We start from the raw sequence: 12,361 nt of genomic DNA, 5'->3' as shown, positions 1-12,361 counted from the left end.
AATGAAATCTCGATTGTCGGGAGAAAATGGAGCGGGCGAGGCGATTCGAACGCCCGACCCCAACCTTGGCAAGGTTGTGCTCTACCCCTGAGCTACGCCCGCTCACTGGCGCTCACCGGAATCAAGCGATCCGGTGGGGAGGCGCGCAACTAGCAACCGTTTCACCCGCTATCAAGCGGAAAATCACGCCCTTGCAGCAACCGCGCGATTGCCCCTTCACATTGCGAGCGAAAAGCCCACATTGGGTCGGCAATTCCAGCCAGACGAACAACCAGGGGACAGAAACTTGGCGAGCATGGGCCTCAATATCGAAGAGCAGAAGGCAGTCGACAAATTCAAGAAGGACGTCGTCGAACCGTCGATGTCGAACCTTGTGATCCTCGATTTCTGGGCCGAATGGTGCGGCCCGTGCAAGGCCTTGACTCCGGTGCTGGAGAAGGTTGCGGCCGAATATGCCGACAAAGGCGTGATCCTGGCCAAGGTGAATGTCGATGAAGAACAATTCATCGCCAGCCAGTTTCAGGTTCGCTCGATCCCGACTGTCTATGCCATGTTCCAGGGGCAGCCGGTTGCCGATCTGACCAGTGCGCGCACCGAATCCCAGCTGAAAGAAATGCTCGACCAGATCCTCGAGAAGCTGCCGACGCAGCCCGGCGGCGAGAACGGTGGTCAACCGCAGCAGGATGTCGCTCAATTCATTGCCATGGCGGACCAGGTCATGAGCGAAGGCGATGCCGAACGCGCTGCAGGCATTTATGCGCAGGTCATCGATATGGCACCGTCCAACGCAGCAGCGCAGGCCGGGCTTGTCCGCGCGCTGGTTGCCCTGGGCCAGGTCGAGGAAGCCAAGCACATCCTCGACGCTGCGCTGCAAGACCCCGAAATTGCCGCCGACCCGTTGATCGAGCAGGCCAAGAGCGCTGTCGAACTGGCGGATACAAAAGTCGATGACAGCGAATTGCAGACGCTGCGCGAGAAGGCTGAGAGCGATCCCGCCGATATGGATGCAGGCCTTGCCTATGCCGAAGCGGCCTTCGCCGCCGGACAGCGCGACGATGCCGCGGACACGCTGCTGCGCATGGTCGAGGCCGACCGGGAGTGGAACGAAGGTGCGGCGCGAACGAAACTGCTGCAGATTTTCGAGGCTGTCGGGCTGGAAGACCCATGGGTCGTTGCCACCCGCCGCCGCCTGTCAAGAATCCTGTTCGGCTGATTGTGGCACAAACAGTCATGAGCAAGCGGCTGACCATATTCCCACTGACCGGGGCAATCCTGTTTCCCGGCCTGCAATTGCCGCTGCATCTGTTCGAGCCGCGCTATCGCGCGATGGTGAGCGATGCGCTTGCCCGCGACCGGCGCATCGGCATGATCCAGCCGCAGCAACCGGCAGAAGGGGCACCTCTGTTCAAGATCGGCTGTGTCGGGCGGATCGGCGAATTCGAAGCGCTCGAAGACGGGCGCTACAACCTCGTGCTCGAAGGCGAGAGCCGGTTTCGCATCCTGCGCGAGCTCGATGTCACGACTGCCTTCCGGCAAGTCGAGGCGGAATTGATTGAAGACAGTGCCGAAGGCGTGCTGTCGAGCATTGAACGCGCGAGCTTCGAGCAGGAAGCAAGACGCTTCGCTGCGGTTCAGGGCTACAGCGTGGATTGGGACTCGGTCGGCCGGCTGGACGACAACACGCTGATCGACGGGGTTTCGCAGATCGCACCTTTCGATCCGGCGGCCAAGCAGGCCTTGCTCGAAGCACCGGACCTCAATGCGCGCTGCGAATTGCTGATACAGCTGATGCAGTTCTTCACCCACCGCGACGATGGTGACGAGATCATCACTCTTCAGTAAGCGATCGGCTCAGAAGCCGAAGCTGCCTTTCAGCCCGTCGATCACATATTGCGCCGCGAGCGCGGCCAGCAACACGCCGAGCAGCCGGGTGATGACCGCCTCGACCCGGTCCCCGAGCAAGCGGATTAACGGCGCTGCAGCCACCAAGGCCGCTGCTGTCAGCACCAGCACTGCGGCCAATGCTCCGAGCACAACCAGAGTCTGTTCAGTACCTTTGGCTTCGTTGGTCAGCAGCATCACTGCCGCGATTGCGCCCGGCCCGGCGAGCATCGGCATCGCCATGGGAAATACGGAAACGTCCTCGACCTGCGGCGTCGCGGCGACTTTCTCCGCCCGTTCTTCGCGCCGCTGGGTGCGCTTCTCGAACACCATCTCGAACGCGATGAAAAACAGCATCAACCCGCCAGCGATGCGGAAACTGTCGAGCTCGATATGCAGCGCGGCGAGCAAGTCTTCACCGAACAGGGCGAAGATGACCAGAATGATCGCAGCGATCACACAGGCGCGCAGCGCCATGCTGCGTGATTGCGCCGGCGATGCGCCTTTGGTCAGACCAGCGTAAATCGGCGCGCAACCGGGCGGATCGATCACCACGAACAATGTGATGAAGGCGGAGATGAAGAGTTCGAGCATTACCGGGCCGTCGTCCTATTCGCTGTCCTGCGGCGGAATCGAGTGATCCACTGCTGTCTGCCAGATGCCTTCCGAGAAATACTGCGAGTAGAATCGCCGTGTGCCGTCCGCACGATGTTCCCACCGCCAACGCAAGGTTCCATCGGGTGAATTTCCACCGCGATAACGTGTCGTGTTTCCGACCACCGACATGGTCGGAGCGGGCATCAGATTTGGTTCCCCCGGGCAATCGGCAACATAGCCCTGGATAAGGTCTTCTGCTGAAACGACGATTCCGGCGTCGGCGGCCATTTCGGCCGCTGCGGGCTGCGGATCATCGGGCGCGCCGAGATCGTAGATCCAGCGGTACTCAAGATTTTCCTGCTGCTGCCATAGCGTGATGAAAGTGCCGACCTCGCCCTGCGGATCGAGGAAGCGTCCGCGGCTAATCGCAAGCGTCCCGTCGCAGCTCATCCAAACTGATCGCGCGGCCCATTTGACCGCAACCGGTGGGTTGCTCTGCGCTGAAAGCCACGGTCCGGCATCGAACGGCCCATTGCGTCCGTGGATCAATGCACCCGGTCCCATGAATTCCCGAAAGGCGGTCCATTGCCCGTCGTCCTGCGCGGCGCGAGCGAAGGCGAGTTCCGCGGCCACGATCTTGCTCGGTTGGGCCATGCCCGGCGCGCCGACCAGCGCGCGGTCGATTGCCTGGCGCGACATGCGCGGCGGCCCTGACGCACAGGAGGCGAGCAGCGAGATGGTGGCGACAAGGGCTATGGTCCGGATCATATCCGCCCCTTAGCCGCTCGATCTTTGCGCTGCTAGAGGCTGTCGGGAACCGTCAGACCTTCGTTACGGTACGCGGCAACAAGAGTATTGCGCAGCAGCACTGCGATTGTCATCGGTCCGACGCCGCCGGGCACTGGCGTAATCGCACTGGCAACCTCGCTCGCTTCGCCGAACGCGACATCTCCGACCAGCCTGCCCTTGGCTTCGCCTTCGGCGGGCGGCAGGCGATTGATACCGACATCGATCACCGTCGCGCCGGGCTTGAGCCATTCGGCCTTGACCATCTCGGGCCGCCCGACGGCCGCCACGACGATGTCTGCGCGTTTGACCACAGCCGGCAGATCCTTCGTCCGGCTATGCGCAATCGTGACGGTCGCATTCGCATCGACAAGCAGCTGTGCCATCGGCTTGCCGACGATGTTGGAGCGTCCGATTACCACCGCTTCGAGGCCTGAAAGATCGCCGAGCCGGTCGGTCAAAAGCATCATGCAGCCGAGCGGGGTGCAGGGAACAAATCCGTTCTGCCCGACTGAAAGCCGGCCAGCGTTGATCACATGGAAGCCGTCGACATCCTTGTCCGGCGAGATGGCGGAGATGATCGCCTGCTCGTCCAGATGGTCGGGCAGCGGCAGCTGGACCAGGATCCCGTCAACGGCATCGTCATTGTTCAGCTGCTCGACCAAGGCCAGCAACTGCGCTTCACCGGTGTCGTCCGGCAGGCGATGCTCGAAACTCTCCATATTGGCGGCGAGCGTCGCCTTGCCTTTGCTGCCGACATAGACCTGACTGGCCGGATCGTCCCCGACCAGCACGACTGCGAGCCCGGCTTTGCGCCCGGCTTGCTTGGCAAACTCCGCTGCCATCGCTCCCACACGCTCGCGCAGCCGTGCGGCGAAGGCCTTCCCGTCAATCCGTGAAGCAGTCATCGGTCAGAGATTTCCCAGCACGATCAGGACAGCGTTGATCAGCAGGATCAGCACCATCGGTGAAAAGTCGATTGCGCCGGTTTCCGGCATGACCCGGCGGATCGGGCTCAGTAAAGGGTCGAGCAAGGAGGCAATCGAACGTTCGACCTGCCACAGGAACTGGTTGTCCCGGCCGACAATATTGAACGCGAACAGCAGGCCGATAATGAACCAGATGATGATGATCATGCTCAGCGCGTTGGCCAGCATGTAGATAATTCCGATCAGGGCGTCCATTTTGTCCTCTGCAGCAACCTTGGGCTTGTTAGCCGAGATGGGGGTGGTGTATCAACATAGCAACACGCTTCGCGCCGGCTTTTCTATCAGCGATCAATCCGCCCGGACGAGCGTACCCGCGCCGCGGCTGGTGAAAAATTCGAGCAGCATTGCGTGAGCCACCCGGCCGTCAAGCACCACCGCAGCATCGCAGCCGGCCTCGACTGCCGAAACGCAGGTTTCAAGCTTGGGGATCATCCCGCCGCTGATCGTGCCATCATCGCGCAGTTCGGCAATCTGGCTCGGCGAAAGATCCGTCAGCAGCTTGCCCTGCTTGTCGAGCACGCCGGTCACGTCGGTCAGCAAAAACAACCGTGCAGCGCCGAGTGCGGCGGCGATCGCCCCCGCCATCGTGTCCGCATTGATATTGTAGGTTTGGCCATCCTTGTCCGCGCCGATCGGGGCGACAATCGGGATCATGCCCGCTGTCACAGCGGTGTCGAGGATTGTCGTGTCGACTTCGGACGGCGTGCCGACGAACCCCAGGTCGATCACGCTTTCGATATTGCTGTCGGGATCCTTTACCGTGCGTTCGACCTTGGTCGCGGTAACCAGCCCGCCATCCTTGCCGGAAATGCCGATCGCCTTGCCCCCGGCCTTCGCAATCCAGCCGACCAGTTCCTTGTTGATCGCGCCGGAGAGGACCATCTCCGCGATCTCGGCGGTCGCCTTGTCTGTCACCCGCAAACCGTCGACAAACGTGCTTTCGACGCCAAGCTTCTTGAGCATCGCACCGATTTGCGGTCCGCCGCCATGGACCACAACCGGATTGATGCCGACAGCTTTGAGCAGCACGATATCTTCCGCGAAGTCGCGCGCAGCTTGCGGATCGCCCATCGCATGGCCGCCGTATTTGACCACAAAGGTGCGTCCTGCATAGCGCTGGAAATAGGGCAGCGCCTCGATCAGCACTTCCGCCTTGGCCAGCATTGTCGCGTCTTCGCTCGCGCTCATCGGCAAATCCTCGTCGCCCGGTCGTGTTGGCGCCCCTAGCGGCTGGGGAAGACATGGGAAAGCGCTTTGCGCGCGGCACGATGCGCTGCGATAGGGCGTCATGGTCAAGCAACCCCGCTTCGATGCCCGCTGGCAGCGCCGCCGAGCATGGCGAAGGCGCTGGCAAGTGCTGCGAATCTGGTTGCTGCTGGCGGCGATCTTCGCGGCGAGCTGGTGGTTGATGCGCTGGTCGGTCACAGGCGGCGAATGGGACCAGGTCGACCAGCGATTCACTCTGTGTGCCGAGCGCGACAGCAACGCGTGTGTGATCGATGGAGATACGATCATGCTGGGCAAGCGCCGCATCCGCCTGACGGGTTTTGACGCGCCAGAGCTGGCAGGGGAATGCATCGCCGAACGCAAGCTTGCGCTCGCATCGCGCAATGCGCTGCTCGACTGGCTCAATCGCGGACCGTTGCTGATGGATGGCGGCGCAGAGCCGCCGCGTGACCAATATGGCCGTGAACTGCGCGGGCTTCGGCGCGAGGGCGCTGGCGGGGATGAGTGGCTGGCGGACTGGATGGAGAGCCGCGAACTGGCCCGAACTTCGGGTTGGGGCTTGCCCTCTCGCGATTGGTGTGTGGACAGCTGAAATGAGCTGGCCTTGTCCTTTCCTTCAGGCCAGCTAGAGTTGTAAAGTCCATTATCGAGGGGGGACACAGCATGTCAGACAACATCACGCCACCACCGCCTGCAGGCCCACCAGCACAAGGCGGATTCGACGCCAACCATCCGACGATCATCAGCCTGTGCTACCTTGGCAGCTTCATCACCGGCATCTCAGGCCTCGTCGGGATCGTTCTTGCGTATGTTTGGAAGGATGAAGCGCAGGATTGGGAGCGGTCGCACTATACCTATCTTATTCGCACATTCTGGATCGGTTTTGCCGCCTCAATCGTCAGCGCGATCCTGTGGGTCATCCTGATAGGCTTCTTTATGTCGCTGGCGGTCATGGTGTGGGTTGCCGTGCGCAGCGTGATGTCGCTGATCAAGGCGCAGAAACGTGAACCTATGCCGGATCCGGAGACATTGCTATTTTGAAACGCTGTCTGGCTTTTTGCACCTCGTCATTGCTCTTGGCGGGGTGCAACCCGCAGGTCGAGACCGAAACCGATTTCTGGACCGCCCTGCAATCGCATTGCGGCAAGGCCTATGCTGGCGAACTGGTCAGCGATGACGCAGCCGACAGTGACTTCGTCGGGGCGGACATGGTCATGCATGTTCGCGAATGCTCGGATGAACGGATCGCGATACCGTTTCATGTCCGCCAGCGGGGCGGTGAGTGGGACCGGTCGCGAACGTGGCTGATTACACGAACGGAAAATGGCTTCCGGCTCAAGCACGACCATCGCCATGAAGATGGCGAGCCCGATGCCGTGACGATGTACGGCGGTGACAGCGCGGCTCCGGGCACCTCCCGCACGCAGGATTTTCCGGTTGATGCTGAAAGCGTTGCCATGTTCGAGCGCGAAGGGCTGACTGCATCGGTGACCAATGTCTGGAGCGTCGAAGTCGATCCTGCCGGGGCGCAGAAACCGGTTTTCGCTTACCAGCTGCGCCGCTACGAATCCGAAGGGGCGCCAGAGGATCGCCAGTTCCGCGTCGAATTCGACCTGGCAAATCCGGTCGAAGCCCCGCCTCCGCCATGGGGCGCCGAGGAGTGAGACTGGCGCGGTTGCCGAGCCCGTAGCCGAAGCCTGACAACAGCCGGCATCCCGCCAACCCGCTTCGCTCAGCCGGCTGCTCGCTCAGACCGGGTCGAGTTCTGCCGCCAGCGCAGCGAAATCGGCATGCCCGGTGACCGGCAAGACCTGCTCTGCCCACATGGCGTCGATCTGCTCGGCGATCGCCGGGGGCACGGCCTTGCTATCGCTGCCGACCGCCTGCACCTTGGTTGAATCGCTGTCGGCCGGAATGCCGAGGCGCTGTTCCATCGCGGCACAGACCATTGCATCGTCGAACCGGTCCTTGTGCGCGTGCATGAACTCGCGGGTGGTCATTTCCTCCACCAGTGCAGACAGCTGAGGCGTGATTTCGATTTCCAGCAACGCCGCGAGCCGGGCGATCATGGCGGGGCGGTTCCTGGCCGCCCAGCGATAGGTCGTGAGCAGCGTGTCGGGCTCGCCGCGCCGGGTCCACCAGCTGAGCAAATGGGTGAAATAGTCGCACCCGCCCGGCCCTCCGCCGAGAAACAGCGGCCAGAATTCCTCCAGCGACAAGGCCCCGCGCTCCAGATGCCAGCCATCGAAGAAGCGGTGGAACGAGACATAGCATTCCTTTGGATCACGCAGCGTGACGACATAACGCTGGCCAGCCGGCAGCCGCTCGTACTCGCGGTGCGACTTGAAACCGCGAGGCTCTGCGCGCTGCGGCGCAGTCATATCGAAATCGAGCATGGCCGCCGTATCATCCCACGGGGTCATCCGGCTGATGTCGTCGAAATCCATGTCGCCCGCGCCGGTCGCTGCGGCCATCCGCAACTGGTGGAACATCTGCTGCATCATCGTGGTGCCGCTCTTGGCCCAGCTGGTGATGAAGACATCGGGCGGTCCGCCATCGGTGCGCGGGGCATAGGGCGTGAAAGACGACCGCTCGAACTCATGCAGCGCCTGCATGTTCATTCCGAATTCTTCGAGGTTGCGCGCGCGGCGCCCCAATCCGTTTGTCATCGAGATTTCCCCCATCATACCGACCCGCCCCACGTCTCGCATCCGGCGTCGCGGATGGCAAGCGGCTCACCCTACCGCCGGAGCCTGGTTCCCGCCGCCCTTCCCTTCCCACCGCCGAACCGCTAGATTTGCGGTACACGATCAGGGGAAACACGATGGAAAACACGATGGGAAACACTGGCGCGCCGCCCACACCCCAGCCGCAACCCGCCGGCAACACCGGGGTGACCATGCAGCGCCCGTTTATCATCGCGCTGCTGTACCTGCTCAACCTTGTGCTCGGCATCTCCGCCATCGTCGGCGTTATCCTGGCCTATGTCTGGCGCAATGAGCCGGAGACGCAGGAGTGGGAGAAGACCCACTACACGTACCTCATCCGCACCTTCTGGATCAGTTTCGCCGTCGGGGTCGCGTTTGTCATGCTGTGGTTCGGTGCGGTCTTCGGCTCGATCTTGCAGGCAGAGATGACGCAGCAGGGCGGGCCGAACGAGCCGCCGCCAGCCATGCTGTTTGTCGGTATGTTCGGCGGCATGCTGTTGTTGCTGCTCAATGTGATCTGGTTCAGCATCCGCAGCGTCCTGTCACTGGCCAAAGCCGGTAGCGCCAAGCCGATGCCCAAGCCGAAGACCTGGTGGTTCTAAGCGGCTTTAAGCACGATCCGATACCGCGCATACCCGCCCGGCGCGAAAGCCAAGTGGAACAAGTGGAACACTGTTCAAGCGGAGAAATTCTCGCAGGCCGAAACGGGCGCGCGAAGCAGGTTTCACGGCAGGGATATGGCGCGCTCATCCTGCCAGCATAGCGCAGGCGCGGCGCTGTAGGACAGCGCAGTGTGGCGCGTGCTGCCATGCGCGCCGACTGGCGCTGTCCGGTCCCCGCTATGGGTCCGCGCTAAACCCCGCGTGCGCTGGTCACGATCGCGGTGATCCGGTCGAGCAGGCCGAGCCGCTGCTTCTTGAGCGCTTCGGCCCGTTCGTCGCTCGCCGCTTCGGTTTCGCTTTCGATCCGGTGCACTTCGCGGTTCACCGCGTGATACTCGTCCGCGAGCTTCACATAATGCGCGTCGTCCGCCTTGAGGCGGGTGAGCAGATCGCGGTCCCGCTTGAAAATCTCGGTCAGTTCATTGGGCGTGTGCTGCGACATGGGGTTTCCTTCCGGTTGGGTTGGACAGCGTTTACCGCCGGTCGCGCGCGCAGGCATTGATGTGGATCAATTTCGTGCAACAGCGGGCAGACCCGCGCACTATCGGCCTGCCCATTTGCCAGCGCATGGGCCTCTAGGCATTCGCCCTTAACGATTTGCTGGTGGCTGCGGCGTAACCTGCGGCGATGGAACGCGACACGCCATTCCGCCGCAAGACGGCGGCCCGCAAACATGTGTGGCCGCAGCATATCCGCAAACCGGAACCGGCGCCGAAATCACCTTCGGCCCTGCCGGTGCTTGTGCTGGCGGCGATACTCGGCGCGGTGAGCGGGCTGTATCTGTGGGGCCCGGCAGGGACAAGCGCGGGTGCGGTGCCGCAGCCGGAGGGCATTGCTGCCGGACCGGAGAACCCGGCGGTGCCGCGCAGGCAAGCACGCGATGCGCCGACCGTCCGCTTCAGCCGCTGCAGCTTCGGGTCGCGGGCGAATTGCGTGGTCGATGGCGATACGGTGTGGCTCGGCGGCGAGAAGATCCGCCTGTCGGACATCAACACGCCGGAAATCGGCGATCCCGATTGCGCTTACGAGAAACAACTGGGCGAACGCGCGACCGAGCGGCTGATCGCGCTCCTGAACAGCGGACGGGTGCAGGTGATCGACCCGTCAGACAGCCCCGACCGCGACCGCTACGACCGGCTCTTGCGCGAACTGCACGTCAGCGGCGCAAGCGTCGGCGACACGCTGGTACGCGAAGGCCTGGCCGAGGAATGGCAGGGGTTTCGCAGGGACTGGTGTTGAGGAAACAGCGTCGTGGCTGCTCTGAGATAATCCGAAAAAGCTCAGAGATTGGAATAGATTTGTCGGCTATCCGGAAATGTGGACAGAATTGTTGGGAGCCTGAATGATGCTCATGGTTGAGGGACAATCATCTCCCTCATTCCAGTATGCAAGGGCGAGAATCGCTTCTTCTGCATAGCGTCGCTGAAACTTCAGATACGCCATCAACGAAAATACCGAGGCTGAGGAGAGAGCGAAAAGCTCCATAACACCTACACCATCACCAATCAGGTCCTCGCCAGGGAGAGGCCAAGTGCCATATTTGGTATGCGCGAGCAGATAAATGATAACCCACCAGCAAGAACTGAGAAATACGAAGGATAGACTTCGAAAAAGACCCGCGATCACCAGATAATTATACATCCGTGGAACGGCACTGGGAATGCGGTTTATAACAAAGTACTCAAGTGGCTTAAACCATTTCACATCGGTGGTTAGATCCTCTGCACAAATATGCTTTTTATATTTCTTCTGGGCTTCAAGTAGTGACGAATGAGGCACCCTGGTGTCGAAATATCCAAACACACCTATGATATAGACCAAAACATAGATCGGAAAGTTTGGTGTATGGAATAAGCCACGCACTGCGGACGAAAAAAGCGCGTTATCACGGTAAATATTCTTTGATCGGCTCTTTATTTCCCTTCTAACATGAGTGTTTCGATTTTTACTAGTAGAGCTAGAAGAAATTAATATGGCCGTGCTTATTTTACCAAAGAACCTATCAACTGTCTTTTCTATTAATTGACTGGACAAATAAGCGATAATATGGCCAAATACATAAACAAACGTAATAATTGTCAGAACTCTTATAATTTCGAGAACGACCTGATTGGATTCTTGGGTCAAAAACACTGGGTTTGGCAGGCCCAGTGGCATTGCTATATACCGAACGATAAAGGGAACCGAGAAGAGCCCTGCGCCAAAGTAAACCACCACATCGTAATTAGCGAATGGCGGCTTTATTAAGTCCCTGACCCCAATCAATGCACTGCTCCGATATGTAACTCGGCGCTAGTCGCATATTTCATTGAAGTAAAGTCAGCGAGTGCCGAGACTACTCCGCCGCAACGCCCTCGCCGAACATGTCGGGGCCTTCGTCGACCGCTTCTTCCTCGTTCGCGGCTTTGGCCTTGCTGCGTTTGTCGAACGTGCTCCACACGTTCTGCCAGTCGCCGGTGGTCGCGCCCTTTGAATATTCGGTCGCGCGGGTTTCGAAGAAGTTGGCGTGCTCCACACCGTTGAGCAGCGGGGCGAGCCAGGGCAGCGGGTGGTCTTCGACCATGTAGATCGTCGGCAGGCCCAGCTGTTGCAGGCGCCAGTCGGCGATGTAGCGGATGTATTTTTTGATTTCCTTCGGCGTCATGCCGGGCACGGGGCCGTCTTCGAACGCGAGGTCGATAAAGGCATCTTCCAGCCGCACCGTTTTCTGGCAGCAGTCCATGATGTCTTCCTTGACCGCCTTGGTCAGGCAATCGCGTTCCTTGCAGAAGGCGTGGAACATGCGGGTGATGCCTTCGCAGTGCAGGCTTTCATCGCGCACCGACCAGCTGACGATCTGGCCCATGCCCTTCATCTTGTTGAAGCGCGGGAAGTTCATCAGCATGGCGAAACTGGCGAACAGCTGAAGCCCTTCGGTGAAACCGCCGAACATGGCCAGCGTGCGGGCGATATCCTCGTCCGTGTCGACGCCGAATTCCTGCAAATAATCGTGCTTGTTCTTCATCTCCTCGTATTCGAGGAACATGCCGTATTCGCTTTCCGGCATGCCGATGGTGTCGAGCAGGTGGGAATAGGCCGCGATGTGCACCGTCTCCATATTGGAGAACGCGGCGAGCATCATCTTGATCTCGGTCGGCTTGAACACGCGGCTGTATTTCTCGTGGTAGCAATCCTGCACTTCCACGTCCGCCTGGGTGAAGAAACGGAAGATCTGCGTGAGCAGGTTGCGTTCGTGATCGGTCAGGTTCTGCGCCCAGTCGCGGCAGTCCTCGCCCAAGGGCACCTCTTCCGGCATCCAGTGGATCTGCTGCTGGCGTTTCCAGAAGTCGTAAGCCCATGGGTATTCGAAGGGCTTGTAGGTCTTACGGGCTTCCAACAACGACATCTTGTGCTTCCTCTCAACTGCGCGAACGACTCATATAGGGAATCAGAGAGCGGATTCGAAGGCAAGAACAAAGATTTCAGCGGGGATAAAACGGGCAAAGATTTTCGCGCTTTTCATGCACGGGGT

Annotated in this window: 16 protein-coding genes and 1 tRNA gene; 7 read left to right on the top strand and 10 right to left on the bottom strand. The window is 60.5% G+C overall.

Annotated features, from left to right (window positions below; all coding sequences use genetic code 11):
* Window positions 1-27: 27 nt before the first annotated feature.
* A tRNA-Gly gene (locus E0502_RS07665) sits at window positions 28-102 on the bottom strand.
* A gap of 193 nt (window positions 103-295) precedes the next feature.
* Between E0502_RS07665 and E0502_RS07660 the strand changes: the two genes are divergently transcribed.
* Together E0502_RS07660 and E0502_RS07655 are read left to right on the top strand one after the other, a co-directional pair.
* A complete protein-coding gene (locus E0502_RS07660) occupies window positions 296-1,213 on the top strand; it encodes a tetratricopeptide repeat protein (RefSeq protein ID WP_137677579.1) in 918 nt (305 codons plus the stop codon).
* A gap of 17 nt (window positions 1,214-1,230) precedes the next feature.
* Window positions 1,231-1,842 carry an LON peptidase substrate-binding domain-containing protein gene (locus E0502_RS07655; protein WP_137677305.1) on the top strand — a complete coding sequence of 204 codons (612 nt, stop codon included), beginning with the start codon at window positions 1,231-1,233 and terminating at the stop codon, window positions 1,840-1,842.
* Between the two features lie 9 nt (window positions 1,843-1,851).
* Here E0502_RS07655 and E0502_RS07650 read toward each other — a convergent pair whose 3' ends face one another.
* From E0502_RS07650 to argB, 5 genes are all read right to left on the bottom strand, one after another.
* Window positions 1,852-2,475 carry a MarC family protein gene (locus E0502_RS07650; RefSeq protein WP_137677304.1) on the bottom strand — a complete coding sequence of 208 codons (624 nt, stop codon included), beginning with the start codon at window positions 2,473-2,475 and terminating at the stop codon, window positions 1,852-1,854.
* 15 nt (window positions 2,476-2,490) lie between these two features.
* Window positions 2,491-3,246, bottom strand: coding sequence for a hypothetical protein (locus E0502_RS07645; protein WP_137677303.1), 756 nt, complete (start codon window positions 3,244-3,246; stop codon window positions 2,491-2,493).
* Between the two features lie 32 nt (window positions 3,247-3,278).
* The gene (folD, locus tag E0502_RS07640) at window positions 3,279-4,172 is read right to left on the bottom strand and encodes a bifunctional methylenetetrahydrofolate dehydrogenase/methenyltetrahydrofolate cyclohydrolase FolD (RefSeq protein WP_137677302.1); all 894 of its coding nucleotides are present in this window, start codon (window positions 4,170-4,172) and stop codon (window positions 3,279-3,281) included.
* A gap of 3 nt (window positions 4,173-4,175) precedes the next feature.
* Window positions 4,176-4,448, bottom strand: coding sequence for a YggT family protein (locus E0502_RS07635; protein ID WP_137677301.1), 273 nt, complete (start codon window positions 4,446-4,448; stop codon window positions 4,176-4,178).
* Between the two features lie 93 nt (window positions 4,449-4,541).
* A complete protein-coding gene (gene argB, locus E0502_RS07630) occupies window positions 4,542-5,441 on the bottom strand; it encodes an acetylglutamate kinase (RefSeq protein WP_137677300.1) in 900 nt (299 codons plus the stop codon).
* A gap of 100 nt (window positions 5,442-5,541) precedes the next feature.
* Here argB and E0502_RS07625 point away from each other — a divergent pair, with 100 nt between their 5' ends.
* The 3 genes from E0502_RS07625 (at window position 5,542) to E0502_RS07615 (ending at window position 7,144) form a co-directional block, all read left to right on the top strand.
* Window positions 5,542-6,072, top strand: a complete 531-nt coding sequence (locus E0502_RS07625) for a thermonuclease family protein (protein ID WP_137677299.1) — start codon at window positions 5,542-5,544, stop codon at window positions 6,070-6,072.
* Window positions 6,073-6,143: 71 nt separating this feature from the next.
* On the top strand, window positions 6,144-6,521 hold the full coding sequence (locus tag E0502_RS07620) for a DUF4870 family protein (protein WP_137677298.1): 378 nt from the start codon (window positions 6,144-6,146) through the stop codon (window positions 6,519-6,521).
* A 35-nt stretch (window positions 6,522-6,556) separates the two neighbouring features.
* Window positions 6,557-7,144, top strand: a complete 588-nt coding sequence (locus E0502_RS07615) for a hypothetical protein (RefSeq protein WP_240048906.1) — start codon at window positions 6,557-6,559, stop codon at window positions 7,142-7,144.
* Window positions 7,145-7,228: 84 nt separating this feature from the next.
* Here the strand turns inward: E0502_RS07615 and E0502_RS07610 are convergent, their stop codons facing one another.
* On the bottom strand, window positions 7,229-8,149 hold the full coding sequence (locus tag E0502_RS07610) for a sulfotransferase domain-containing protein (protein ID WP_137677296.1): 921 nt from the start codon (window positions 8,147-8,149) through the stop codon (window positions 7,229-7,231).
* A gap of 167 nt (window positions 8,150-8,316) precedes the next feature.
* Between E0502_RS07610 and E0502_RS07605 the strand changes: the two genes are divergently transcribed.
* Window positions 8,317-8,790: a hypothetical protein gene (locus E0502_RS07605; RefSeq protein ID WP_137677578.1), complete on the top strand. Its 474-nt coding sequence runs from the start codon at window positions 8,317-8,319 to the stop codon at window positions 8,788-8,790.
* 250 nt (window positions 8,791-9,040) lie between these two features.
* Here E0502_RS07605 and E0502_RS07600 read toward each other — a convergent pair whose 3' ends face one another.
* Complete coding sequence (locus E0502_RS07600) at window positions 9,041-9,292, bottom strand: HP1242/YdcH family protein (protein WP_137677295.1); 252 nt, start codon at window positions 9,290-9,292, stop codon at window positions 9,041-9,043.
* A gap of 185 nt (window positions 9,293-9,477) precedes the next feature.
* On the opposite strand from E0502_RS07600, the gene E0502_RS07595 reads away from it, so the two are divergent.
* Complete coding sequence (locus tag E0502_RS07595; RefSeq protein WP_137677294.1) at window positions 9,478-10,089, top strand: thermonuclease family protein; 612 nt, start codon at window positions 9,478-9,480, stop codon at window positions 10,087-10,089.
* Window positions 10,090-10,155: 66 nt separating this feature from the next.
* Here E0502_RS07595 and E0502_RS07590 read toward each other — a convergent pair whose 3' ends face one another.
* Together E0502_RS07590 and E0502_RS07585 are read right to left on the bottom strand one after the other, a co-directional pair.
* Window positions 10,156-10,977 carry a hypothetical protein gene (locus E0502_RS07590; protein WP_137677293.1) on the bottom strand — a complete coding sequence of 274 codons (822 nt, stop codon included), beginning with the start codon at window positions 10,975-10,977 and terminating at the stop codon, window positions 10,156-10,158.
* A gap of 208 nt (window positions 10,978-11,185) precedes the next feature.
* Window positions 11,186-12,235, bottom strand: coding sequence for a ribonucleotide-diphosphate reductase subunit beta (locus E0502_RS07585; RefSeq protein WP_137677292.1), 1,050 nt, complete (start codon window positions 12,233-12,235; stop codon window positions 11,186-11,188).
* Between the last annotated feature and the right edge of the window lie 126 nt (window positions 12,236-12,361).

It is taken from the genome of Parerythrobacter lutipelagi, assembly GCF_005434975.1.
Taxonomy (GTDB): domain Bacteria; phylum Pseudomonadota; class Alphaproteobacteria; order Sphingomonadales; family Sphingomonadaceae; genus Parerythrobacter_A; species Parerythrobacter_A lutipelagi.
Note: the sequence above shows the minus strand (reverse complement) of the source record. Positions and strands in the feature narration are given on the sequence as shown.

Excerpts from the sequence above, each read along its gene's own strand:
- E0502_RS07655 (WP_137677305.1), top strand. The coding sequence starts at position 1,231 with ATGAGCAAGCGGCTGACCATATTCCCACTGACCGGGGCAATCCTGTTT.
- argB (WP_137677300.1), bottom strand. The coding sequence starts at position 5,441 with ATGAGCGCGAGCGAAGACGCGACAATGCTGGCCAAGGCGGAAGTGCTG.
- E0502_RS07645 (WP_137677303.1), bottom strand. The coding sequence starts at position 3,246 with ATGATCCGGACCATAGCCCTTGTCGCCACCATCTCGCTGCTCGCCTCC.
- E0502_RS07625 (WP_137677299.1), top strand. The coding sequence starts at position 5,542 with ATGGTCAAGCAACCCCGCTTCGATGCCCGCTGGCAGCGCCGCCGAGCA.
- E0502_RS07660 (WP_137677579.1), top strand. The coding sequence starts at position 296 with ATGGGCCTCAATATCGAAGAGCAGAAGGCAGTCGACAAATTCAAGAAG.
- E0502_RS07605 (WP_137677578.1), top strand. The coding sequence starts at position 8,317 with ATGGGAAACACTGGCGCGCCGCCCACACCCCAGCCGCAACCCGCCGGC.
- E0502_RS07585 (WP_137677292.1), bottom strand. The coding sequence starts at position 12,235 with ATGTCGTTGTTGGAAGCCCGTAAGACCTACAAGCCCTTCGAATACCCA.
- E0502_RS07600 (WP_137677295.1), bottom strand. The coding sequence starts at position 9,292 with ATGTCGCAGCACACGCCCAATGAACTGACCGAGATTTTCAAGCGGGAC.
- E0502_RS07620 (WP_137677298.1), top strand. The coding sequence starts at position 6,144 with ATGTCAGACAACATCACGCCACCACCGCCTGCAGGCCCACCAGCACAA.
- folD (WP_137677302.1), bottom strand. The coding sequence starts at position 4,172 with ATGACTGCTTCACGGATTGACGGGAAGGCCTTCGCCGCACGGCTGCGC.
- E0502_RS07595 (WP_137677294.1), top strand. The coding sequence starts at position 9,478 with ATGGAACGCGACACGCCATTCCGCCGCAAGACGGCGGCCCGCAAACAT.
- E0502_RS07635 (WP_137677301.1), bottom strand. The coding sequence starts at position 4,448 with ATGGACGCCCTGATCGGAATTATCTACATGCTGGCCAACGCGCTGAGC.
- E0502_RS07650 (WP_137677304.1), bottom strand. The coding sequence starts at position 2,475 with ATGCTCGAACTCTTCATCTCCGCCTTCATCACATTGTTCGTGGTGATC.
- E0502_RS07610 (WP_137677296.1), bottom strand. The coding sequence starts at position 8,149 with ATGACAAACGGATTGGGGCGCCGCGCGCGCAACCTCGAAGAATTCGGA.